22 protein-coding genes are annotated in these 22855 nt (G+C 71.7%); 11 read left to right on the top strand and 11 right to left on the bottom strand.

What is annotated here, in order from left to right; all coding sequences use genetic code 11:
• Positions 1 to 52: 52 nt before the first annotated feature.
• Genes ureA through H4W81_RS06050 form a run of 3 tightly spaced genes read left to right on the top strand, consistent with a single transcriptional unit; the run spans position 53 to position 3455 of the window.
• Complete coding sequence (gene ureA, locus H4W81_RS06060) at positions 53 to 730, top strand: urease subunit gamma (RefSeq protein WP_192773862.1); 678 nt, start codon at positions 53 to 55, stop codon at positions 728 to 730.
• Positions 731 to 2365, top strand: coding sequence for an urease subunit alpha (locus H4W81_RS06055; protein ID WP_192773861.1), 1635 nt, complete (start codon positions 731 to 733; stop codon positions 2363 to 2365). It abuts the gene before it with no gap.
• Between the two features lie 52 nt (positions 2366 to 2417).
• On the top strand, positions 2418 to 3455 hold the full coding sequence (locus H4W81_RS06050) for an agmatine deiminase family protein (protein WP_192773860.1): 1038 nt from the start codon (positions 2418 to 2420) through the stop codon (positions 3453 to 3455).
• A gap of 283 nt (positions 3456 to 3738) precedes the next feature.
• Here H4W81_RS06050 and H4W81_RS06045 read toward each other — a convergent pair whose 3' ends face one another.
• Positions 3739 to 4533 (bottom strand): SDR family NAD(P)-dependent oxidoreductase, encoded by a 795-nt coding sequence (locus tag H4W81_RS06045; RefSeq protein ID WP_192773859.1) that lies wholly within the window; start codon positions 4531 to 4533, stop codon positions 3739 to 3741.
• 92 nt (positions 4534 to 4625) lie between these two features.
• Between H4W81_RS06045 and H4W81_RS06040 the strand changes: the two genes are divergently transcribed.
• On the top strand, positions 4626 to 5600 hold the full coding sequence (locus tag H4W81_RS06040; protein WP_318781549.1) for an endonuclease/exonuclease/phosphatase family protein: 975 nt from the start codon (positions 4626 to 4628) through the stop codon (positions 5598 to 5600).
• Between the two features lie 199 nt (positions 5601 to 5799).
• On the opposite strand, the gene H4W81_RS06035 is transcribed toward H4W81_RS06040, so the two are convergent.
• The gene (locus tag H4W81_RS06035; protein WP_318781548.1) at positions 5800 to 7503 is read right to left on the bottom strand and encodes a serine hydrolase; all 1704 of its coding nucleotides are present in this window, start codon (positions 7501 to 7503) and stop codon (positions 5800 to 5802) included.
• 153 nt (positions 7504 to 7656) lie between these two features.
• Between H4W81_RS06035 and H4W81_RS46775 the strand changes: the two genes are divergently transcribed.
• Positions 7657 to 8244 (top strand): calcium-binding protein, encoded by a 588-nt coding sequence (locus H4W81_RS46775; RefSeq protein ID WP_318781547.1) that lies wholly within the window; start codon positions 7657 to 7659, stop codon positions 8242 to 8244.
• Between the two features lie 88 nt (positions 8245 to 8332).
• Here H4W81_RS46775 and H4W81_RS06025 read toward each other — a convergent pair whose 3' ends face one another.
• Positions 8333 to 8917 carry a TetR/AcrR family transcriptional regulator gene (locus tag H4W81_RS06025; protein ID WP_192773857.1) on the bottom strand — a complete coding sequence of 195 codons (585 nt, stop codon included), beginning with the start codon at positions 8915 to 8917 and terminating at the stop codon, positions 8333 to 8335.
• Positions 8918 to 8992: 75 nt separating this feature from the next.
• Between H4W81_RS06025 and H4W81_RS06020 the strand changes: the two genes are divergently transcribed.
• Complete coding sequence (locus H4W81_RS06020; protein WP_225958480.1) at positions 8993 to 9481, top strand: GNAT family N-acetyltransferase; 489 nt, start codon at positions 8993 to 8995, stop codon at positions 9479 to 9481.
• Between the two features lie 200 nt (positions 9482 to 9681).
• Here H4W81_RS06020 and H4W81_RS06015 read toward each other — a convergent pair whose 3' ends face one another.
• Together H4W81_RS06015 and pdxR are read right to left on the bottom strand one after the other, a co-directional pair.
• Entirely contained in the window at positions 9682 to 10482 is an 801-nt protein-coding gene (locus H4W81_RS06015) for an ArsR/SmtB family transcription factor (protein ID WP_192773855.1), read from the bottom strand.
• Positions 10483 to 10515: 33 nt separating this feature from the next.
• Positions 10516 to 11991 carry a MocR-like pyridoxine biosynthesis transcription factor PdxR gene (gene pdxR, locus H4W81_RS06010; RefSeq protein WP_192773854.1) on the bottom strand — a complete coding sequence of 492 codons (1476 nt, stop codon included), beginning with the start codon at positions 11989 to 11991 and terminating at the stop codon, positions 10516 to 10518.
• A gap of 56 nt (positions 11992 to 12047) precedes the next feature.
• Here pdxR and H4W81_RS06005 point away from each other — a divergent pair, with 56 nt between their 5' ends.
• Positions 12048 to 12734, top strand: a complete 687-nt coding sequence (locus tag H4W81_RS06005) for a B3/B4 domain-containing protein (protein WP_192773853.1) — start codon at positions 12048 to 12050, stop codon at positions 12732 to 12734.
• A 4-nt stretch (positions 12735 to 12738) separates the two neighbouring features.
• On the opposite strand, the gene H4W81_RS06000 is transcribed toward H4W81_RS06005, so the two are convergent.
• The gene (locus H4W81_RS06000; RefSeq protein ID WP_192773852.1) at positions 12739 to 13464 is read right to left on the bottom strand and encodes an SRPBCC family protein; all 726 of its coding nucleotides are present in this window, start codon (positions 13462 to 13464) and stop codon (positions 12739 to 12741) included.
• Positions 13465 to 13549: 85 nt separating this feature from the next.
• On the opposite strand from H4W81_RS06000, the gene H4W81_RS05995 reads away from it, so the two are divergent.
• The 3 genes from H4W81_RS05995 to cydB all read left to right on the top strand — a co-directional run bounded on the left by H4W81_RS05995 (position 13550) and on the right by cydB (position 16969).
• Entirely contained in the window at positions 13550 to 14419 is an 870-nt protein-coding gene (locus H4W81_RS05995) for a polysaccharide deacetylase family protein (protein ID WP_192773851.1), read from the top strand.
• A 248-nt stretch (positions 14420 to 14667) separates the two neighbouring features.
• The gene (locus tag H4W81_RS05990) at positions 14668 to 16008 is read left to right on the top strand and encodes a cytochrome ubiquinol oxidase subunit I (RefSeq protein ID WP_192773850.1); all 1341 of its coding nucleotides are present in this window, start codon (positions 14668 to 14670) and stop codon (positions 16006 to 16008) included.
• 10 nt (positions 16009 to 16018) lie between these two features.
• Positions 16019 to 16969, top strand: a complete 951-nt coding sequence (gene cydB / locus H4W81_RS05985; protein ID WP_192773849.1) for a cytochrome d ubiquinol oxidase subunit II — start codon at positions 16019 to 16021, stop codon at positions 16967 to 16969.
• On the opposite strand, the gene H4W81_RS05980 is transcribed toward cydB, so the two are convergent.
• The 5 genes from H4W81_RS05980 to H4W81_RS05960 are packed head-to-tail and all read right to left on the bottom strand — an operon-like array spanning position 16913 to position 21433.
• Positions 16913 to 17644: an ABC transporter ATP-binding protein gene (locus tag H4W81_RS05980; RefSeq protein ID WP_318781546.1), complete on the bottom strand. Its 732-nt coding sequence runs from the start codon at positions 17642 to 17644 to the stop codon at positions 16913 to 16915. The two genes, cydB and H4W81_RS05980, sit on opposite strands and share 57 nt — an antisense overlap.
• Positions 17637 to 18368 (bottom strand): ABC transporter ATP-binding protein, encoded by a 732-nt coding sequence (locus H4W81_RS05975; protein WP_192773848.1) that lies wholly within the window; start codon positions 18366 to 18368, stop codon positions 17637 to 17639. Before H4W81_RS05975 ends, H4W81_RS05980 begins: the two co-directional genes overlap by 8 nt.
• A complete protein-coding gene (locus H4W81_RS05970) occupies positions 18365 to 19342 on the bottom strand; it encodes a branched-chain amino acid ABC transporter permease (RefSeq protein WP_225958479.1) in 978 nt (325 codons plus the stop codon). The genes H4W81_RS05975 and H4W81_RS05970 overlap by 4 nt, the downstream gene beginning before the upstream one ends.
• A complete protein-coding gene (locus H4W81_RS05965) occupies positions 19326 to 20207 on the bottom strand; it encodes a branched-chain amino acid ABC transporter permease (RefSeq protein ID WP_192773847.1) in 882 nt (293 codons plus the stop codon). Before H4W81_RS05965 ends, H4W81_RS05970 begins: the two co-directional genes overlap by 17 nt.
• On the bottom strand, positions 20201 to 21433 hold the full coding sequence (locus H4W81_RS05960; protein ID WP_192773846.1) for an amino acid ABC transporter substrate-binding protein: 1233 nt from the start codon (positions 21431 to 21433) through the stop codon (positions 20201 to 20203). Before H4W81_RS05960 ends, H4W81_RS05965 begins: the two co-directional genes overlap by 7 nt.
• A 206-nt stretch (positions 21434 to 21639) precedes the next feature.
• Between H4W81_RS05960 and H4W81_RS05955 the strand changes: the two genes are divergently transcribed.
• Positions 21640 to 22668, top strand: a complete 1029-nt coding sequence (locus tag H4W81_RS05955; RefSeq protein ID WP_192773845.1) for a LacI family DNA-binding transcriptional regulator — start codon at positions 21640 to 21642, stop codon at positions 22666 to 22668.
• Positions 22669 to 22855: the final 187 nt, after the last annotated feature.

Here is a 22855-nt window from a genome sequence, read left to right as displayed (position 1 = left end):
TCAGCGGTTCCTACCTGCGGATGTTCCACTGGTGCCGTTGAGGAGGTCACCGATGCGCTTGACGCCGACCGAGCGGGACAGACTCCTGCTCTTCACCACCGCCGAGCTGGCCCGCGCCAGGCGGGCCCGCGGGCTGCGCCTGAACGTGCCAGAGGCCACCGCGCTGATCGCCGACGCCGTGTGCGAGGCCGCGCGGGACGGAGCGAGGCTGGCCGAGGCCATCGCGGCCGGACGCCAGGTGCTCGGCCCCGAGGACGTGCTGCCTGGAGTCGCCGACATCGTGACCCAGGTGACGGTCGAGGCGGTGTTCGACGACGGGAGCCGGCTCGCGGTCGTCACCGACCCGTTCGGCGGCGGCTCCATGGGCGACGCCGCCCCGGGCGCCGTCGTGTCGGCGGGCGACTGGACGCCGCCGCCCGGCTCGGTGCGGCTGCGGGTGCTGAACACCGCGCGGGTGCCGGTCTCCGTCACCTCGCACTTCCACTTCTTCGAGTCCAATCCGCGGCTGCGCTTCCCCCGCGCGGAGGCGTACGGCATGCGCCTCAACATCCCGGCGGGCGCCACGGTGCGCTTCGACCCCGGGGCCACGGTGGAGGTGGAGCTGGCGCCGATCGGCGGCGGCCGTACCGTGATCGGTTTCGCGGGACTCGTGGACGGGCCGCTGGACGCGCCCGGCGCGAAGGACGAGGCGCTGCGCAGGGCGCGCGCCTGCGGATACGAGGGGGCGTAGGTGCACGACTACATCGGGGTGCACGGACCTCGTCAGGGCGACCTGGTACGGCTCGGCGACACGGGCCTGGTCGTCGAGGTGGAGCACGACTCGCAGCAGCCGGGCGAGGAGTTCCTCGCCGGGTTCGCCAAGACCGCCCGCGACGGCCTGCACCTGAAGGCCGCCTCCATCCGCGAGACCTGCGACCTGGTGATCAGCAACGTGCTGGTGATCGACGCGATGCTGGGCATCAGGAAGGTCTCGATCGGGGTGCGCGAGGGGCGCATCCACGCGATCGGCCGCGCCGGCAACCCCGACACGCTCGACGGCGTGGACGTGGTGGTCGGCACCGGCACCACGATCGTCTCCGGCGAGGGGCTGATCGCCACGGCCGGCGCCATCGACACGCACGTCCACCTGATGTCGCCGCGCATCATGGAGGCGTCGCTGACCTCCGGCGTGACCACGATCATCGGCCAGGAGTTCGGGCCCGTGTGGGGCGTGGGCGTGAACTCGCCGTGGGCGCTGCGCAACGCCTTCGCCGCCTTCGACGACTGGCCCGTCAACATCGGCTTCCTGGCGCGCGGCTCGTCGTCGGCGCCGGACCCGCTGGTGGAGGCGCTGGTCGAGGGCGGCGCGTGCGGGTTCAAGGTGCACGAGGACATGGGGGCCCACACCAGGGCCCTCGACACCGCGCTGCGGGTGGCCGAGGAGCACGACGTCCAGGTGGCCCTGCACACCGACGGGCTCAACGAGTGCCTGTCGGTGGAGGACACGCTCGCCGTCCTCGAGGGCAGGACCATCCACGCCTTCCACATCGAGGGCTGCGGCGGCGGCCACGTGCCGAACGTGCTGCGCATGGCCGGCGTCCCCAACGTCATCGGCTCCTCCACCAACCCGACGCTGCCGTTCGGCCGCGACGCGCTCGGCGAGCACTACGACATGATCGTCGCGGCGCACGGGCTCAAGCCCGACCTGCCCAGCGACCAGGTGATCGCCCGCGACCGGATCAGGGCCGGCACGATGGGCGCCGAGAACGTGCTGCACGACCTCGGCGTCATCGGCATCACCTCCTCCGACGCGCAGGGCATGGGCCGGGCAGGCGAGACCTTCAGGCGCACCTTCCAGCTGGCGTCCCGGTTCGCCATCGAGGGGCCCGACAACGCACGGGTGCTGCGCTACATCGCCAAGCTGACCATCAACCCGGCGATCGCGCACGGCCTCTCGCACGAGGTCGGCTCGATCGAGGTCGGCAAGCTGGCCGACATCGTGCTGTGGGATCCCGCCTCGTTCGGCGCCAAGCCGTGGCTGGTGCTCAAGGCGGGCTTCCCTGCCTGGGGCGTCACCGGCGACCCGAACGCCTCGACCGACGGCTGCCAGCCCCTGGTGTACGGCCCGCAGTTCGGCGGCCACGGCGCCACCCCCGCCGAGCTCTCGCTCGCCTTCGTGAGCGGTGTCTCCCAGGCCCTGCCGACCAGACGCCGCCAGGTGCCCGTGCGCGGGACGCGCGGGATCGGCCCCGCCTCGCTGGTGCGCAACGACCGCCTCGGCCAGGTGCGGGTGGACCCGCGCACCGGCCAGGTGACGCTCGACGACCGGCCGATCGGCGCCGAGCCCGTCTCGTCGGTGCCGCTGAGCCGCCTGTACTTCCTCTGACCCGCCAACCTTCACGACACCCGCGCTTCGCGGTTCCCGCTAGGAGCCTTTCATGACCCCCGCAGACCACGGTTTCCGCATGCCGGCGGAGTGGGAGCCGCATTCCCGCACGTGGATGGCCTTCCCCACCCCCAACCCGACCTTCACCGACCTCGAGGCCGCACGCAGGACGTGGGGCCAGGTGGCCAACACGATCGCCCGGTACGAGCCGGTCGTGATGATCGCCAACACCGGTGAGAGCGCCGACGCCCGCTCCTACCTCGACCCCGGCATCACCGTGGTCGAGCAGCCACTCGACGACGCGTGGCTGCGCGACAGCGGCCCCACCTTCCTCGTGGACGGCAGGGGCGGCCTCGCGACGGCGAACTGGGTCTTCAACGGCTGGGGCCAGCAGAGCTTCGCCCGCTGGGCGAACGACTCCAAGGTGGGCGCGATCGTCTCGGAGCTGGCGGGGGCGACGCCGTACAGCTCGGCGCTGGTCAACGAGGGCGGCGGCATCCACGTGGACGGCGAGGGCACGGTGCTGCTGACGGAGACCGTCCAGCTCGACCCGTTCCGCAACCCCGGCTGGACCCGCGAGCAGGTGGAGGCCGAGCTGCGGGGCTTCATCGGCGCCGAGAAGTGCCTGTGGATGCCGCGCGGCCTCACCGCCGACTACGGCCCGTACGGCACGCGCGGCCACATCGACGTCTTCGCCGCCTTCGTCCGCCCCGGCCTGGTCGTCGCCCACAGCCAGCCCGACCCCTCCCACCCCGACCACGAGGTCTGCCTGGAGAACATCGCCCTGCTGCGCTCGTTCACCGACGCGAGGGGGCGGGCGCTGGAGGTCATCGAGGTGCCCGCGCCCACGGTCACCGAGGTGGACGGCGAGCCGGTCGACTACTCCTACATCAACCACTACCTGGCCAACGACGCGGTCGTGCTGTGCGCCTTCGACGACCCGCGCGACGAGGAGGCCGCCGCGCTGTTCGCCAAGCTCTTCCCCGCCCGCACGGTCGAGCTGGTGGACGCGAGGGAGATCTTCGCCGGCGGCGGCGGCATCCACTGCATCACCCAGCAGCAACCAGCCGTCTCCCGCACCTCCCGCTAGCCCGACGAGCACGACCCGCCACCCCCGGACCGGGCCCTCCACAGCGCAGGAAGGCCCCCTGCCACCACCAGGGCCGGTGACGAACGAATGGTGTTCAGGTGAACGGTCCCCCGATGTCTGTGACCGGATCCGGAGGGCGGTCGCCCCGTCTGAGCAGTCCCCTTTCTCCCGACGTCTTCAGGATGGCCGCGGGAACAGGGAGGGGAGGCAACGGCGACGCGAAGACCCTCCCAAGTGCCTGTGTGGCCGACCCCGGCAGTGGCGATCCGAACTCCGCGTCCGGTCAGGGCAGGATGGCGTCCACGTAGCCGCCGTCCACGCGGAGCGCCCCGCCCGTGGTGCCCGAGGCGTACGGCGAGCTGAGGTAGACGACCATGTGCGCGATCTCCTCGGGCTCGATCAGGCGCTGCAGCAGTGACTGGGGCCGGTGCCTGCGCATGAACTCACGCTGCGCCTCCTCCCACGGCAGCGCCCTGTCGACCAGCTCGTACACGAAGTCCTCCACGCCGCCCGTGTGGGTCGGGCCGGCGATCACCGAGTTGACGGTGACGCCCGTGCCCGCCGCCTCCTTGGCGAATCCGCGGGACACGGCGAGCAGGGCGGTCTTCGACATGCCGTAATGGATCATCTCGGCGGGCGTGACCACCGCCGAGTCGCTGGCGATGTACTGCACGCGTCCCCAGGACCTGGCCATCATCCCGGGCAGGTAGGCGCGGGTGAGCCGGACGGCGGCCAGCACGTTCACCTCGAAGTACCTGCGCCACTCCGCGTCGGTGATCTCCAGCGCCGGCTTGGCGCCGAAGATGCCGAGGTTGTTCACCAGGATGTCCACCTCGGGCAGCAGGTCCACGACCCTGGCGGCGCCGTCCTCGGTCGACAGGTCCGCCGCGACGGGGGTGACGCGCGCGCCGTCCACCTCGCCGCGCAGCCGGTCCGCGCTCGCCTCGACGGAGGCCTGGCTCCTGCCGTTGACCGCGACGTGCGCGCCCGACCTGGCCAGGCCCGTCGCGATCGCCGCCCCGATCCCCTGCGTCGAGCCGGTGACCAGGGCGGTCTTCCCCGCGAGATCGATGTGCATGGGGTTGAGCGTTCCCCTCGCGCGGCGGTTCATCCGCCTTTCATTTCCGTCCCCCAGCCTGTCCCCTGGACAAGCCGACGCAAGGGGTTCGCGTGATCGCCACCGAGAAGAGTCAGCGGGTGACCGGGCCGACGACGCGCCGGGCGCGCAGACGGCGGATGTCGTGGCTGGTGGCGGCGGTGTTCGCCGCCTGGGCCGTGGTCAGGGTCTTCGGGCTCGAACATGGATCGTTCCTGACCCAGTTGATGACGCTCACGCCGTACGCGCTGGTGGCCGGCGCGGTCGCGGCGGTGACCCTGGCCCTCCGCAGGAGGGCCGCCGCCGTCCTGGCGCTGGCGGCGTGCGTGGCGCTGGCCGCGGCCGTGCTGCCGCGCGCCTTCGCCGAGCCGCCGACCGCGCGGGGGCCGGTGCTGAAGGTGCTGTCGATCAACCTGTTCTCCAGGGCGGACGCGCAGGCGGTGGTCTCGCTGGTACGCGAGCTCGACCCGGACGTGTTCAGCGCCCTTGAGCTGGGACCCGAGACGGTCAGGCGGCTCGACGCGGCGGGGCTGGACACGCTCATGCCGCACAGGGTGCTGCAACCCGCGAGGGGCGCGACGGGCAGCGGGCTGTTCGCCAAGCATCCGCTGACCGAGCTGAAAGGGCTGTTCACCCCGATCGGGCACAACATGCCCGCGGCCACCGTGACGCTGCCTTCGGGCGTCCAGGCACAGGTGGTGGCGATTCACCCGAACCCGCCGCTGGGGTCGATGGCGGCCGAATGGAACGCGTCGCTGGCGGCGATGCCGCCGCCGTCCCCCGACGTGGTGCGCGTGCTGGCCGGGGACTTCAACGCCAGCCTCGACCACCGGGCGATGCGGGACCTGCTGGCCAAGGGGTACGTCGACGCCGCGGAGGCGGCGGGCGTGGGGCTGACGCCTACCTGGCCGCACGGGCGGCTGCTTCCGCCGCTGGTCACCATCGACCACGTGCTGGCGGATCGGCGGGTGGGGGTGGCCCGGGTGGAGGTGCGCGACGTCCCCCGCACCGACCACCGCGCTGTCTTCGCCGAACTACGCCTTCCGTGACTCGACGGGACAGATGCCGCAGGGGCGGTCCTGCGCGGACCGCCCTCCAACGCCGCCTTCCCGGCGTTTCCCCACAGCACGCCAACCGGCCGGGGGTTCAGGGGCTGAGGAGCCAGGGTTTCAGGAGCCGGGGCCCAGAAGACGAGGCCAGGGATCAGCGGCGGGAGTTCAGCGGTCACAGGTCCAGGGACTGCGGGGTTCAGGGGCGGCGGGTGAAGGTGCCGAGGCTGTTCTGGTTGAGGTGCTCGACGGTCACCGCGGTGGCCCGCCGCGCCTCCCGCACGGTGAACCGGACGCCGGACAGGCCCACCGCGTTCTCCCCCCGCGTGACGTAGCTGAACGTGTCGCCGTCGTAGTGGCGCAGCGGGAACGCCATGTCCCTGGGGCCGAGGCGCATCACCAACCCGCCGTCCGGACCGGCGGTCACCCGCATCGGCCCGTAGTAGGAGTTGTCGTACGTTCCCACGTAGGCCTCGACCGGACGCGCCTGCCTGACATCCGCGGGCGGCTCGGCGTAGTCGATCGCCGAGCGGCCGCCCTCCTCCATGGTCGCGAACGCGTCGCCGATGAGCTTGAGCCAGTCGACCGTCTGCCTGCCGTGCTCGGCGATGTCGAAGAAGGCCGCGGACACGGTTTCCGGCACGCCCACGGGTTCGCCGTTGGTGAGGACCACGATGCCGAGCCCCTCGGTCGGCAGCAGCGTCACCGCGGTGGCCGCACCCAGGTCGAACGCGCCCGAGTGGCTGAGCCTCAGCCGTCCCCGCTCGTCGTCGTTCACGTTCCAGCCGAGCCCGTAGAAGCCCGCCTCGCCGTACGGTGCCCGGGGCGGGACGGAGACGATCTGCGGCAGGTGGGTCTGGCCGAGGGCGGCCGGATCGATGACCGTCCTGCCGTCGAACCTCCCGTTGGCGAGCTGCAGCCGCATCCAGGAGACCAGGTCGCGGGCCGTGGAGCTGGCGCCGCCCGCCGGGGCCTGCGCCTGGGGATCGCGGGTGTACCTGGCCTCCCAGCGGCCGTCCGCCTTGACGTGGAGGACGGCCCGGTCGGACGCCTTGGCGTAGTCGGAGAAGAGCGAGCTGGTGGACGTCATGCCCAGCGGCCGGTACAGCACCTGGGCCGACAGGTCCTCCCAGGTGACGCCGCGGGCCTTCGCCACCGCCTCCGCCGCCGCCGTGAGCCCGAAGTTGGTGTACGCGTAGCTCGCGCGGAAGGGCCCCAGCGGCTCGCGGCGCAGGTGCCTGACGATGTACGGCCTGCCGTATCCGAGGTCTTCGAGCAGGTCGCCCGCGTGGTCGGGCAGCCCGCTGCGGTGGGCGAACAGGTCGGCCAGGGTGACGTGCCCGCTCACCCACGGGTCCTTGAGCGCGAAGCCCGGGTCGTGCTCCACCACGGGGTCGTCCCAGGCGACGGTCTTCTCGCCCACGACACCCGCGACCACGGTCGAGGCCAGGGGCTTGGAGAGTGAGGCGAGCTGGAAGACGGTGTCGGGGCCGACGGGCCGCGGGTCGCCCACGCGCCGTACACCGTAGCCCTTCAGGAACAACGTACGGTCCCGGTGGACGACGGCGACCGACAGGCCGGGCACGCCGGTCTTGGCCATCGTGTCGCGGACGACCCCGTCGAGCCGGGCGACGGCGCCGTCGATCTGGGCGCGGGTGAGCGAGGGCGGCGCCTGGGCCGGCGGCGCCGCCGACAGCGTCGCCCCAGGAGCCGTCGGTGTGGGCGGTGTCCCCGGCGTCGCGGGTTTCGTCGGGGTCGCCGGTTTCGTCGGCGGGCCGGCCGCGGGGCTTGCGCCGGTGGGCCACGGGCCGATCCGACCGGTCGTCGTCACCATGTCGCCGGCGCCGCACGCGGTGACCAGCAACGCCCCCGCGGCCACCCAGCACCATCGCCTGCGTGTCACCTCTCACAGCCTACGTGGGTGGTGTTTCCGCACTTCAGGGTACACGCGATGTTCTTGGTGTTGATGAGATGCAAGAAAACGTTTGGGGTCTTTGAGACATGGCCTGGGGGATGCCTGCGTGCGTACGCGCATCCAGACGCAAGGAGCAAATCAGTGGAGATCTACAACGGACGGAAGAGTCGTCGAGCCGCGGGGGCGGCGGCCGTCCTGGCGGTGGCCACCGTGATGATGGCCATGGGCGGAAGCGCGCTACCGGCCGGAGCGGACGTTCCGGGCGGCAACGGCTGGGCCGACATCCCAACCGACGGGCTGACCCTGGTGGCCACGCCGACGTGCGACACGGCCACAGCCACCCTGACGGGCACTGAGCGCTCCGAGGTCCTCGTGGGCACACCGGGCAACGATGTGATCTTCGGCTTGGGTGGCAGCGATGTCATCGACGGCCGCGGCGGCGACGACCTGCTGTGCGGCGGAACCGGCAACGACAGCATGATCGGCGGAACCGGCGACGACACCCTGGAGGGCGGCTCGGGCAACGACCGGCTGTCCGGCGGAACCGGCAACGACACCCTGGAGGGCGGCAGCGGCACCGACTTCCTCGACGGCGGACCCGGCAACGACACCCTGGAGGGCGGCAGCGGCACCGACTTCCTCGACGGCGGTAGCGGCACCAACACCAACGACGGAGGACCGGACCTCGACCTCTGCACCAACCCGTCGAGCGGTGTCAGCTGCCCCTGACGGCGGGCGACCTCTGGCGGTTTCCCCGAAACCCTCGGGGAAACCGCGCCGGCCCGAACCGCCCCAGATCGGGCCGCTCAGCGCGCACTCACTCGGCGGCTGGCCGGCGTGCGTTCAGGAGTCTGCGCAGGGCGTCGGCGAGGACTTCGGGATCCTTCAGCGCGGGATCGGCCAGGGCCAGCGGCATGCCGAGCCCGTCGAGGAGCGCCAGGACCTGGCTGGCCAGGCGGCCGGGATCACCGTCCGCGCCGAAACTACCGTCGGCGATGCCCTCGCCGATCACCTCGGCCAGCAGCTCCCGCCATGCGGCGTAGTCGCGCAGGAACTCCCCCCGCCACTCGACGTCGCGCAGGGCCCACCGCCACGACTCGACCCACACCCGCCAGCCGCCGCCCTCCTCGCCCGCGACGTGGCGGGCGATGTGCAGCAGCCGCTCCCACGGCGTCCCGCGCAGCCCCTCCCTGACCGACGCCAGGTCGGTGGCGGCGGAGTGGCGGAAGGCGGCGACGAGGAGATCCTCGCGGTTGCCGAAGTAGTACTGCAGCGTGCTGATCGGAACGCCCGACACCTCCGCGACGTCGGCGAACCTGGTCGCCTCCGCGCCGCGCTCGGCGATGACCCGCGCGGCTCCCTCGAGGACGTCCTGCCTGCGCCGCCCGGCCCGTCTGCCCATGTCCCCCTATCTATCACGAGCCCGGCGGCGGGTGCCGGGCGGAGAAGGGGATCACGGCACAGCATGATGGACGGCATGACCGACGACCTGATCGCCCTCACCCCGCTGACCGTGGCCGACTCCGACGAGATGGTGGGCGTCCTGGCCGGTGCGGAGCTCTACACGTTCACCGGCGGCTCCGCCCCCACCCTCGACGGCCTGCGCGCCCGCTACGCGAGACAGGTCGCGGGCCGCTCCCCTGACGGCCTCGAGGAGTGGCACAACTGGATCATCCGCCGCGTGGCCGACGGGCGGGCGGTCGGATACGTCCAGGCGACGATCAGCGACGAGGGCCGCAGAGCCGAGATCGCCTGGGTCGTCGGCCTGGGCTGGCAGGGACGCGGCTACGCCTCCGAGGCCGCGCGGACCCTGGTCGCCTGGCTCTTCGCGCGCGGCGTCGGCGTGGTCGTGGCGCACATCCACCCCGACCACACCGCCTCCGCCGCCGTCGCCTCGCGCGCGGGCCTCACCCCGACCGACCGAATCGACCACGGCGAACGACTATGGCACCGAGCACGCGACTAGCGTCCCCCTCGACCGACACCCATCCCAGGCGACCCGAGCAGACCGAGCGCATCACGGGGCAGACCGGATCACCGCACCCACGGGAAGCCGCCCCGCTGGTGCCGGGAGGTATCGGCGGCCGAGCGGGGCCTGTCCCGGCGGGGGCGTGTCCCCACGGGTGTTGTCCGCGGGCCGGTAGCCCGGGCTGCTGGTCGTCCGGGCTACTGGTCGGCGACGAGCTTGCCGCCCTCGAGGAAGGTCTTCAGCGCCGAGAGGATCATGATCCAGCCGCCGCTGGTGCCCTCCAGCATCTTGCTGTCGGGGCTGTCGAAGCCGTCGTGGATGATCGTCAGCTTGATGCCCATGATCGGCACCTCCGCCGGCTCGATCTCGAAGGTCACCCTCGACCGCTCCTTGAGCGCCTCGGCGAACGCCTCGTCGGACTCGAACAGTTCCCGGTGCATCGGCTGCAGCGTGTGCCACGTGAACGACAGCCGCTTGCCCGGCTCGGCCTCCAGCACCCGCTGCCCCAGCTCCTCGAACTCCCCGTCGGGGGAGGACTTCCAGCGCACCGGCGAGCCCACCTCCCACGTCGACTCGGGGCCCATGCCACCCATGTAGACCTTGATGAGCTCGGGGTCGGTGAGCGCCTGGTAGAGCTTCTCCGCTGTGGTCTGGATGTAGGTGACGTAGACGAACTCGGGCTTGCTCATGGGCGTTGCCTCCAGTGATTGCTTCAGGTGGGCGAGGACGGACAGCCGGCCCCGCTCGTAGCGGCCGATCCAGCGGTCGGCGATCTCGTGGATGGGCACCGGGTTGAGGTAGTGCAGCTTCTCCCTGCCCTGCCGTACGGCGGAGACCAGGTTGGCGGCCTCCAGCATCGCCAGGTGTTTGCTCACGGCCTGCCTGCTCATGCCGAGCCCCTCGGTCAGCTCCAGCAGGGTCTGGCCGTTTCGCTCGTTGAGCCGGTCGAGCAGTCTCCTCCGGCTCGCGTCGGCCAGCGCCTTGAACACCGCGTCCACGCCGCCAGAATAGGCAACCATTTGGTTGCCTGTCTAGTGCCGCAGGAGATCGCCCAGGATCGCCACCCCCTCGCCGATCTCCGCGGGCGTCCGCGCGGCATAGCCCATGACCAACCCCTGCGGGCCGGGACGCCGGGTGTGCCACGACAGCGGCTGGACCTTCACGCCGCGGGCCAGCGCGGCCGCCGCGAGGTCCGTGTCGGCGGGTCCCGCCGCGTAGGTGACCATCAGGTGCAGCCCCGCGGCGGCCCCGTGCACGACCGCGCCGGGCAGCAGCCTGCCGATCGCGCCGATCATGGCGTCCCTGCGCCGCCGGTGGCGGGTGCGCAGCAGGCGCAGGTGCCGCTCCAGCTCGCCGCTGTCCATGAGCGCGGCCAGCACCAGCTGCGGCAGTACGGCGTTGCCGAGGTCGGCGAAGCGCTTGGCGTCGACGAGCGCGTCCATCAGCCGCGACGGCGCCAGCAGCCAGCCCACCCGCAGCGCGGGGGCCAGCAGCTTGGAGACGCTGCCCGCGTAGCAGACCCGGTCGGCGAGCACCGACCGGACGGCGGGCACCGGCGCGCGGTCGTAGCGGTGCTCGGCGTCGTAGTCGTCCTCGATCACCAGCCCGCCCTGCCGCGCCCAGTCCAGCAGCGCACGCCGCCGCGCGCCGCCGAGCACCACCCCGGTCGGGAACTGGTGGGCCGGGGTCAGCAGGACGGCGGGAGAGCCGAGCGCGCGCAGTTCGTCCACCCGCACGCCCTCCGCGTCGACGGTCACGGGCGGCGTGCGCACGCCCGCGTCGTTCAGGTGCTGGCGGGCGCCGAGCGAGCCGGGCTCCTCCACCGCCACCTCGTCGATCCCCTCCCTGCCCAGGACGCGGGCCAGCAGGGCGAGCGCCTGTGCCGTACCCGAGACGATGATCACCTCGCCGGGGTCCGCGCCGATACCCCTGTTGCGCGCCAGCCACCGGGCGACGGCCGCGCGCAGGGCGGGCGCGCCCCTGGGATCGCCGTAGCCGAGGTCGGCCGCCGACAGGTGGGTGAGCACCGAGCGTTCGGCCCGCAGCCAGGCCGCACGGGGGAAGGCGGCCAGGTCGGGCAGGCCCGGCGACAGGTCGATGCGGGCGGGCGCCGCGCGCAGCTCGTCGAAGACGTCGAGCCGCGGCTCGCCGGCGAACACCTCGCCAGGCGTCGTCACGCTTTGCGGGGCGACCGGCCCGGACGGCGTCGCGGGCACGGCGACGACGACCGTTCCCGCCCTCCCCCGTCCGGCGACGTGGCCCTCCTCCGCCAGCCGCCGGTACGCCTCGGTGACCACGCCGCGCGAGACGCCCAGCTCCTCCGCGAGCACCCGCGTCGCGGGAAGCCTGCTGCCCATGGGGAGGCGGCCGTCGGCCATGGCGAGCCTGAGCCGTCCGGCCAGCCAGTCGGACAGGCCGCCGCCGGAGGCCTCGCGGGCGTCCAGTTGGAGGAAGTCGGAGCCCGCCGTTATGGACCTGTCAGAAGCCGCCTGTTTGGACCTGTTCATCAGGCCATTGTGGCGAGAGGCTGACCGGTGAACGTTCGCCGACATCGAGGAACCCCATGCACTTCCAGCACTCGCCCCAGATCAGGTCCGACTTCCCCGAGCTCGCGGCCGGAGTGGTCTTCGCTCGGGGGATCACCCCCGACGCGGTTCCCGACCTGGACCGGTTCACCGCCGTCGCCAAGGAGCGCCTCGCGGCGGGCACGGAGGCGGACCTGCCCGAGATCCAGGCCTGGCGGCGGGCCTTCTCGAAGATGGGGCTGAAGCCGACCCAGTACCGGTGCGCGTCGGAGTCGCTGCTGCGGCGCTTCAGGAAGGAGGGCGCGCTGCCGCGCATCCATCCGCTGATCGACCTGTGCAACGCGATCTCGCTGGCCTACGCCATCCCGGTGGGCGTCTTCGACCTCGCGTACGTCTCGCGGAGCCTGGAGGTCCGCCACGCGGACGGCGACGAGACCTACGTGACCTTCGGCGGCGAGGTCGAGCGGCCCGACCCCGGCGAGGTGATCTTCGCCGACGCGGAGCGGCGGGCGCACGCGCGCCGCTGGACGAACAGGCAGAGCGGCCACTCCGCCGTCAGGGACACGACGGACGCCGTTTTGATCGTGGCCGAGGCGATGCACGCGACGGCCGCCGCCGACGTCAAGGAGCTCACGACGGTGCTGGCGCACGAGCTGGAGCGCACCTGGCCCGCCGTACGCGAGGTGTCGGTCGAGAGCCGCTGGCGCACCCCGCCGAGCGCGTGACCGTCTAGCGGCGGCCCGCTCTGCCGAGGACCCAGCCGATCGCGGCGCTGCCGAGGGCGATGCCCGCGCCCATCCCGAAGGCGGCGAGCATGACCCACGGGCGGGTCTGGGTGTGCTCCTTCGCGGGATGTGGCCGTTCGAAGACCTGCCCCGCGCCGGAGGGCGCCGAGGTGGCCCCGGAGCCGGAGAGAACCGGAGCCGCGCCTGTGCCGGAGAGAGCCGGGGCCGCCGCCTGCCCGGCCGCTTCTGCGGGTTCGGCGGCCGCTGGAGACAGCGCGCCCACAGCGGGAGCCGCCGAGGTCAGGTGGGACTCGATCGCGGTGAAGAAGTCGCCCGCCGTCCGCTTGGCGACCGAGCCGAGCATCCGCTGCCCCACCCCGCCGATCATCCCGCCGACCACCGCCTCGGCGTCGTAGTCGATCCTGGTGCCGCCGTCGACGTCCGCCAGCCGTACCTCCACGGTGGCCTCGACCGTGCCCGGCGCGCCCTGCCCCCGCGCCTTCAGCACGAAGCGCTCGGGCGGCAGCGGCTCCGACAGCGCCACCTCCCCCTGGTAGACGCCCTTGATGGCGGCCACCCCCGCGCTGACCGTCATCCGGTAGGTGCCGGGCCCCGTCTCCTCCAGGCGCTCGCAGCCCGGGATGGTGCGCACCAGCACCGCCGGGTCTTGGAGGGCGTCCCACACACGATCTCTGTCGATGCCGAGCACCGCACTGCCTGCGACCTTCACATGGCCACTCTAGGCAGCCACCCGCCTCGTCCTCATGGCAACTCACGCCGAGAATGTGACCTTGCGCATGGCAGGATGGGGTCCCATGATCACGGGGCGATCCGGGGGAGCGCGCCTGGCGCGGGCGGGCGCGGGCATCACGGCGGTGGCGCTGCTCGCCGCCTGTACGGCGGGGCAGGGCACCGCGCCGGGCACCGCCTCGGCGCCCACCGCAGGAGCACGGCCCCAGCCGTCCCCGGAGGAGCTCGGCCCGCCCGGCGCGACGCCGAGGCCCGGCGAGGTGGGGCGGATCCCCTCGAGCGGCTCCCTGCCGCCGGTGATCAGCTCCATCCCCACCAGGCGCAAGGTGGTGTTCCTGACCATCGACGACGGCTGGGAGCAGGACCCCGGCTTCGTCCGTCAGGTGCGCGACCAGCGCATCCCGATCACCGCCTTCGTCATGCGCGACGCCGTCGAGGCGATCGGCGCGCCCGACCCCGCGGGCGGCCAGGGCCGCTTCGTCGGCCGTGGCAAATGGGGTTACGTCCGCCTGCTGCGCGACGCGGGCGTGCCGATCGAGAACCACACGCTGACCCACCCCAACCTGCGCACGCTCGGCTACGACGCGCAGAAGGCGGAGCTGTGCGGCTCCTCCAGGCTGATCGGCAAGGAGGTCGGGGTCAGGCCCACGCTGTTCAGGCCGCCGTTCGGCACCTACAACACCGACACCCAGCGCGCCGCCAAGGCCTGCGGCCTCCAGGCGCTGCTGCTGTGGACGGCGACCGTCCAGCCGGGCGGCAAGATCGCCTACCAGGTGCCCGACAAGAGGCTGCGCCCTGGCGACATCCTGCTGCTGCACTTCAGGCCCAACCTCGCCAGGGACTTCAGGATCCTGGTCAGCAAGATCAAGCGCCGCGGCTTCGAGCTCGGCAACCTCGACGCCTATCTGAAGGCGGCCCTCCGCCGGGCGAAGTAGCCGGGAATCCGCCGCGCGGGTGACGCGCGAAGGGCCGCCCGCCCGCCATCGTTGTCTCCAGGGGGCGACAGGACCGGGAGCCGGGGGGTGACCGGGAGACCTCAAGGGGTGCGAGGTGTGCGGCCTCGCACCCCTTGAGCACGTCTGTGACGAAGATCGCAGCGCCTCCCCGTCGCATTGCTCTACAAGCCGTAGTACTACTTTTAGTAGAACTACAAGCTGTAGAGCTCCAAGCCCGTGAGGGGATCATGGAAGCACTAGACCTTGCGCGGTGGCAGTTCGGTGTGACCACCGTGTACCACTTCCTTTTCGTACCGCTGACGATCGGCCTCGGCGTCTTCGTGGCCGGACTGCAGACCGCCTGGCACCGCACGGGCAAGGAGTACTACCTGCGCCTGACGAAGTTCTTCGGGAAGCTCTTCCTGATCAACTTCGCGATGGGCGTGGTGACGGGCATCGTGCAGGAGTTCCAGTTCGGCATGAACTGGAGCGAGTACTCCGTGTTCGTGGGCGACGTCTTCGGCGCCCCGCTGGCGCTGGAGGCGCTGCTCGCCTTCTTCATGGAGTCGACGTTCCTGGGTTTGTGGATCTTCGGCTGGGACAAGCTGCCGAAGCGGGTGCACCTGGCCACCATCTGGGCGGCGGTGATCGGCTCGAACCTGTCCGCCTACTTCATCCTGGCCGCCAACGCCTGGATGAAGCACCCGGTGGGCTACGAGGTCGTGGACGGCCGGGCCAGGATGACCGACCTGTGGGCGGTGCTGACCAACTCCACCGCGCTGGCCCAGGTGCCGCACGTGATCGCCGCCAGCTTCATCGTGGCGGGCGGGTTCGTGCTCGCGGTCAGCGGCCACCGGCTGCTCAAGGGAGACACCGCCTTCCGGAGCCCGCTGCGCGGCGCGCTGGTCATGACGGCGATCGCGGGGGCCGTCGTCGCGGGCACGGGTGACATGTCGGGCAAGCTGATGTACGAGCAGCAGCCGATGAAGCTGGCCGCCGCCGAGGGCCTGACGCACGACACCAAGGGCGCGCCGTTCCACGTGCTGCCGGGTATCGAGATCCCCAAGCTGCTGAGCTTCCTGTCCGCCAACGACTTCGACGCCACCGTTCAGGGCACCGAGGACATCCAGCGCAGGCTGGAGGAGAAGTTCGGCCCCGGCGACTACCGGCCGAACCAGGAGGTCGTCTTCTGGTCCTACCGGGTGATGATCGTCTTCGGCCTGTCGACGGTGGGCCTGTCGGTGCTGGGCCTCTGGCTGACCCGTAGGCGCAGGCAGGTGCCGCCCTGGTACGCCAAGGCGCTGGTGCTGGCCCTGCCGCTGCCGCTGCTCGCGGTGACCGCCGGCTGGCTGCTGAGCGAGATCGGCCGCCAGCCGTGGACGGTCGCGGGCGAGCTGCTGACCGCCTCCAGCGTCTCGCCGGGGGTGTCGCTGGCCGAGGTGGCCACGTCGCTGACCCTCTTCACCCTCCTGTACGGCGTGCTCGCAATGGCCGAGGTCGTCCTGCTGGTCAGGAGCGTCAGGAAGGGCCCCGAGCTGCCCCCGGCGCCGGCCGTCGAGCCGGTGCGCGAACCGTCGCTGATGTACTGAGGAGAACGCAGTGATAGATCTGTGGTTCGTCATCATCGCCTTTCTCTGGACCGGCTACTTCGTCCTGGAGGGCTTCGACTTCGGGGTCGGCATGCTGTCGCCGTTCCTCGGCAGGAACGAGGGCCAGCGCAAGCAGATCCTGCAGACCATCGGCCCGGTGTGGGACGGCAACGAGGTCTGGCTGATCACCGCCGTGGGCGCGATGTTCGCCGCCTTCCCCGCCTGGTACGCCGGTTTCCTCAGCTCCTTCTACCTGCCGCTCACGCTGGTGCTGGCCGGGCTGATCGTGCGCGGCGTGGCCCTCGAGTGGCGCGGCAAGCTGGAGCACTCCGCCGACCGGGCGTGGGCCGACGTCGGCATCGCGGCCGGCAGCGCGCTGCCGGCCTTCCTCTGGGGCGCGGTCTTCGGCGACGTGCTGCTCGACAGCGGGGTGGCCGCGCTGGTGGGCGGCGCGTTCTCGCTGGCGGTCTGCCTGCTGCACGGCGCGGTGTTCCTGGCGCTCAGGACCGAGGGCGTGGTGCGGCGGCGGGCCCGCGCGGCCGCCATGGGCGCGATCGTCGCGGTCATCCCGCTGGCGATCGTGGCGCTGCCGTCCATCCCGCGCGAGGGCGACGCCGCTGTGTGGATCGCCGCGGGCGGCGCGATGGCGCTGCTGGCGGCGGGCGGCTCGCTGATCTGGCGGCGCAGGGAGGGCTGGGCCTTCGCCGCCACCGCGGGGGCGATCGCGCTGGCCTCTGCGGCGCTGTTCGGGACGCTGGCGGGCGCGCCGCTGCCGGGCCTGACACTGGCCGAGGCCGCGTCGGGCCCGTACACGCTGAACGTCCTGACCTGGATCGGCCTGGCCGTCCTGCCGTTCGTCCTGGGCTACCAGGGCTGGACGTACTGGGTGTTCAGGAAGCGGATCTCAGCTCCTGGCGGCGCCGCCCAGGTACAGGGCGCCCAGGCGGGGATCGGCCAGTAGGTCGCGAGCGGGTCCGGAGATGTGGACGGTGCCGAGGTCGAGCACGCAGCCGACGTCGGCCATCTCCAGGGCCCGCCGCGCGTTCTGCTCCACGAGCAGGACGGCGACGCCGGTGCGGCGCATGAGGTCGATCTGGTCGAAGACGGTCTGGGTGGTCTTGGGGTCGAGGCCCATCGACGGCTCGTCGAGCAGCACCACCCTGGGCTCCAGCATCAGCGCGCGGGCGAACTCGACCTGCTTCTGCTGGCCGCCCGACAGCAGCCCGGCGATGCTCCCCCAGCGCTCGCCGACGACGGGGAACAGCTCCTTGACCCGTTCGGCGCGCCGGGCCAGCAGCGCCCCGTCGCGCACGGTGAAGCCGCCGAGCAGGACGTTCTCCGCCACGGTCATCTCGCGGAAGACGCTGTGGCCCTGCAGCACGTGGGCCAGACCCCTGGTCAGCAGGTCCTGGGGCGCCAGGCCTGTGACGTCCTCGCCGGACAGCATTACGCTTCCCGCGCGGGGGGCGAGCAGGCCGCTGGCGACCTTGAGCACGGTGGACTTGCCCGCGCCGTTCGGCCCGACCAGGCAGACGACCTGCCCGGCCGCGACAGTGACCGACAGGCCGCGCAGGACGAGGGCGGCTCTGCCGTATCCCGCCTCGAGGCTGTTCAGAGCCAGCACGATCTCAGACACCGAGGTAGGCCTCCAGCACGCGCGGGTCGGCGCGGACCGCCGAGGGCGGGCCCTCGGCGATCGGCGCTCCCCTGTCGAAGACGATCACGTGGTCGCACATGCCCATCACCATGTCCATGTTGTGCTCGACGACCAGGAAGGTGCGGCCCTCGGCGTTGAGGTCGCGCACCAGGGTGACGATGCGCTCGATCAGCGCGGGGTTCACGCCGCCCGCGGGCTCGTCCAGCAGCACCAGTTCGGGGTCGCCCATGAAGACGGCGGCCAGTTCGAGGAGCTTCTGCTGGCCGTAGGAGAGGTTGCGCGCCTCGGCGCGTTCGAGGTGCTCGATGCCCATGCGGGTCAGCCAGTGGCGGGCCCGCTCGACCTCGCTCGTGGCGTGGGTGCCGGCCAGCAGCTCGCGCAGGCCGGTACGGCGCACCGCCACCAGCATGTTCTCCATCACCGTCATGCGGGGGAAGACCCTGCAGAGCTGGAAGGTACGGCCCAGCCCCACGTGCGCGATGCGGTGCGGCGCGTAGCGGGTGATGTCGCGGTCGCGGTAGAACACCCGGCCGGAGTCGGGCCTGATCAGGCCGGTGACGAGGTTGAAGAAGGTGGTCTTGCCCGAGCCGTTCGGGCCGATCAGGCCGTTGATCTTCCCTTCGACGATCTCCACGGTGACGTCGTCGACCGCCTTGACGCCGCCGAACGACTTGGTCAGCCCCGAGGTCCTGAGCGAGCTCACCTGGCCGCCTCCTCCCTGATCGAGGCCTGCTGGGGTTTCCTGACCAGCCGCGCGGCGGCGGGGATGATGCCCTCGGGCATGAAGAGCACGACCAGCACCAGCAGCAGCCCGGCCGCCGCCAGGTGGACCTGCGTCTCGCCGAGCGCGACCAGGAAGTACTCCCCCGCCGGGGTCACGATGAGTGCGCCGAGCAGCGGGCCGAACAGGTGGCGGACGCCGCCGAGCAGGCTCATCAGCACCATGTAGGAGCCGATCAGGATGGAGAAGACGAAGATCGGGTCGAGGCTGCGGAACCACAGCGCGTAGAGCCCGCCCGCCAGCGCCACGAACAGCGCCGACAGCGCGTAGGCCGCGACCTTGAAGGCGGCCGTGGGCACGCCGAGCGACTCGGCCTTGTCCTCGTCCTCCCTGATGGCGCGCAGGCCGCTGCCGTACCGGGACCTGGAGATGAACCACCAGGTCAGCAGCACCAGCGCGAGCAGCCCCAGGAACAGGTAGAAGAAGGCGAAGTGGCTCTGCCCCCTGTTCAGGTCGGGGAAGGGCGAGGGGACCCGCAGGCCGGTCGAGCCGCCGGTGAGCGACCGCCAGCCCTGCACCAGCAGGTTCGTCATCGACACCAGCGCGATCGACACGATCACGAACGACGCGCCGCGCACCCTGACCGCCGCGACGCCGATCACCGCGGCGAACAGCGCGACGACGAGCGCCGCACCAGCCAGCGCGGGGATCCACGACCAGCCGGCGCGGGTCATGAGCAGGCCGGTGCCGTACGCGCCGAGGCCGAAGAAGGCCGAGTGGCCGAGCGAGACGTAGCCGGTGAAGCCGCCGAGGATGTTCCACGACGTGGCGGTCGCGGCGTACATCAGCGTCAGCACGCCCGCGTACAGCAGGTAGAGGTTGGGCACGAACCACGGGTAGGCCAGTGCGAGGGCCACCCCCGCCGCCAGGAGCGCGTATCTAGAAGCGTTGCGCAAGCCGTCCTCCGAAGAACCCCTGCGGGCGGGCGATGAGGGTCAGGAAGAGGAAGACGTAGAACATCATCGTCGCCCACGTCGCGTCGACGGTCACCAGCACCAGGCTCTCGATCACGCCCAGCATCACCGCCGCCAGCGCCGCGCCGAGCACGCTGCCCAGCCCGCCGACCACGATGATCGCCATGAGCTTGCCGATCCACGCCCAGTGCGCGGCGGGGAAGAACGGCGTGATCAGCGCCAGCACCGAGCCGCCGACCGCCGCTGTGGCCAGGCCGACGCCGAAGCCGTATCCCGTGACCCGCTCGGTCCTGATGCCGACCAGCCGCGCGGCCTCCCTGTGCTGGATGGTGGCGCGCAGGGCGCGCCCGAACCTGCTCTTCAGCAGGATCGCGAACAGCGCCGCCAGCGTCAGCGCGGCCACCGCGAAGGCCACGATCCTGTCGTACGGCAGCCGCACCGCGCCCAGCGTCAGCGACCTGGTGGCGTAGTCCATGCTGACCGACTTGTAGGAGCCCGTGTAGATCGTGCCGAGCAGCCCCTCGATGACCAGCGCGAGCCCGAAGGTGAGCAGCACCGACATCATCGCGAGGTTCTCCGGCGCGAGCCTGGCCACGAGCAGCCGCTGCACCGCGACCCCGAGCACGAAGAACAGCGGCACCGTGACCGGCAGCGCCAGCAGCGGGTCGAGGCCGAAGGCGGTGTGCAGGGTGTAGGTCAGGTAGGCGGCCAGGAACAGGAACGCGGGATGGGCCACCATCACCACGCGCATCACGCCGAAGTACAGCGACAGGCCCGAGGCGAGCAGCGCGTACAGGCCGCCCGTCAGCACGCCCAGGGCCAGCCCCTGCAGGAGGAGGGTCACCATTCCTTCTTCGGGTAGACGAGCTTGGCGGTCTGCGCCTTCGACCCCTCGGGCAGGACGATCTCGACCTTGCCGTCGATGTACTGCTGGATCATGTGGGCCTGCTCGGGCCGGCCCTGGTCGTCGAAGGAGAGCGGGCCGACGATGGTCTCGAAGGTGCCCTGGCGGATGTGGTCGGCCAGCTTGGTCTGGCACTCCTCGGTCGGCTCGACGCACTTGACCGCGTTGACGGCCGCCTCGACGATCTGCCCGACGGTGAAGCCGTTGGCCGCGTCCTCGTTGGCGTCGGTCTTGAACATCTCCTTGTAGCGCTTGACGAACGCGTCGTTGCCGGGGAAGCCGGAGGAGACCGCCCACCCCACGGGAGAGACGATGTGCTCGGCCGCGCCCTTCACGGCGGAGGGGAACTCCGCCAGCGTCGGCCCGGTGGAGAAGGCCGCCAGCTTGGGTTGCGAGCCGAGCTCCTGCAGGGCGCGCACCAGGCCGACGGAGTCCTCGAACTGGGTCCCGCCGACGACGATGTCGGGTTTCGCCGCCGCGATTTTGGCCGCGATGGGGGCGAAGTCGGTCGTCTCCGGCGGGTAGACCTCGTCGACCACGGTCTTGATGCCGCCGGCGGCGAGCTTGTCGCGCAGGCCGTAGGCGGTGCCCATGGCGAACGGGTCGTCGAGACTGGCGTAGGCGGCGGTCTTGGGCCTCTTGTCGGCGGGCAGCGCGAGGATGTACTCGGCCAGGTAGTTGTAGTGGTCGCTCGCGCTCGCCGGGGCGGCGTAGAACAGGCGCTTGAAGCCCTGCTCGAAGACCTCCTTGGCGGCGCCGGCCGGTTCGACGAAGAGCATGTCGTACGACTCGGCGACCTGCGCGGCGGGGATGACCAGGCGCGAGGAGAACGGGCCGAAGACCAGGTTCACCTTGTCCTGGGAGATGAGCGACTCGTAGTCGGAGCTGACCTTGTTCGGGTCGGAGGCGTCGTCACGGAAGATCAGCTCGACCTTCCTGCCGAGGAGGCCACCCTTGGCGTTGACCATGTCGGCCCAGACCTGGTAACCCTCCTGGATGCCCTTGCCGGGCTCGGAGAAGTCGCCCGTCAGGGGCAGGGAGATGCCTATCTTCACGGGGCCGGCGGCGGTGGCGGCAGGGCCCGCCGCCTCCTGCGCGGCGCCGCCGCAGCCCGAGATCGCCAGGCTGGAGAGCGCCAGCACTGCCACACTGTTCCGGAAACTGACCATCGTTCGCGACCTCCAGGGACCTCGAGGGACCTCCGGGGACTTCCTGTCACCGTGCCGAATGGAGCGTGTCCCGCTCCAAGACTTCAGGCTGCGGGCTTCTTGCGTTTGGCGGGCTTCGGGTGCTTGGTGGAGAGTGAGCGCTTTCGGAAGCGCTTTCGCGTTACGATTGCACCGTTTGAGCGGTGCGACAAGGGGGTTGCGCTCGCATGTCCGACCATCCTTCCCCGCCACGCCTCATCGACGTCGCCGAGGCCGCGGGCGTCTCCCTGGCCACCGCCTCCCGCGCGCTGAACGACGGCACCGGTGTCAGCGCCACCCTCGCGGCGCACGTCAAGGCGGTCGCCGCGCAGGTCGGCTACGTTCCCAACAGCCACGCCCGCGCCCTGGCCGGCGGGCAGGCGGCCATCGTCGGCCTGATCGTGCACGACGTCGGCGACCCGTACTTCGGCGAGATCGCCAGGGGCGTGCTGCGCGAGACGGAGAAACGCGGATACATGGCGCTGATCAGCCAGACCCAGCGCGACCCGCACGCCGAGCTGTCGCGCATCCGCAGCCTGCGCGCCCACCGCGTCAACGCCATCGTGCTGGCCGGATCCGGCTACATCGGCACGGCGGCCGAGGCCGACATCGCCGCGGAGGTCCGCTCCTTCACCGCGGCGGGCGGGCGCGTCGCCGTCATCGGCCGTCACCACCTGCCGGTCGACGCGGTGCTGCCCGACAACGTCAACGGCGGCGTGACGATCATGAAGCACCTCCTCGACCTGGGACATCGCCGCATCGGCGTCGTCGCGGGGCCGGCCAACCTCACCACCGTCGAGGACCGCCTGTCCGGGCTGCGGGCCGCCGCCTCCGCCCTCCTCGACTGGTCGGCCGTCCCCGTCATCCACGGCGACTTCACCAGGGAGGGCGGCGCCTCCTCGACCGCCCGCCTGCTGCGCCGCGACCCCGGCCTCACCGCCGTGGTGGCGTTGAACGACCCCATGGCCGTCGGCGCGCTCTCCTGGCTGCTGAACTCGGGGCGCAGGGTCCCGTCGGACATCTCCATCGCGGGGTTCGACGACATCCCCGTCGCCGCCGACGTCTACCCGCGGCTGACCACCGTCCGCCTGCCGATGATCGCCATGGGCGCCCAGGCCCTGGAACTCGTGCTCAAGCCGCCCGCCTCGCGGCCCCGGCGCCGCCGTACCGGCCACGAACTCGTGCTGCGCGCCTCCACCGCCCCTCCACCCCGCTGACCCGTCCGGTCGCACCGCGCCCGCCCCTCCGACTCGCCGACCGGTCCGGCCGCCTCTCGCCATCCCCTTCTGAGTCGCCGACCGGTTCGGTCGCTTCCCACCCGCGACGGGAGGTTGACAGGCGCTGCTGTCGGGTTACGATGCGCCAAAGCGATGGGAAAGCGCTTTCGAAAGCGCTTTCGTGTGC

Source organism: Nonomuraea africana (assembly GCF_014873535.1).
Lineage (GTDB): Bacteria > Actinomycetota > Actinomycetes > Streptosporangiales > Streptosporangiaceae > Nonomuraea > Nonomuraea africana.
The sequence above is the reverse complement of the archived record's forward strand: the minus strand, read 5'-3'. Positions and strand labels throughout refer to the sequence as shown.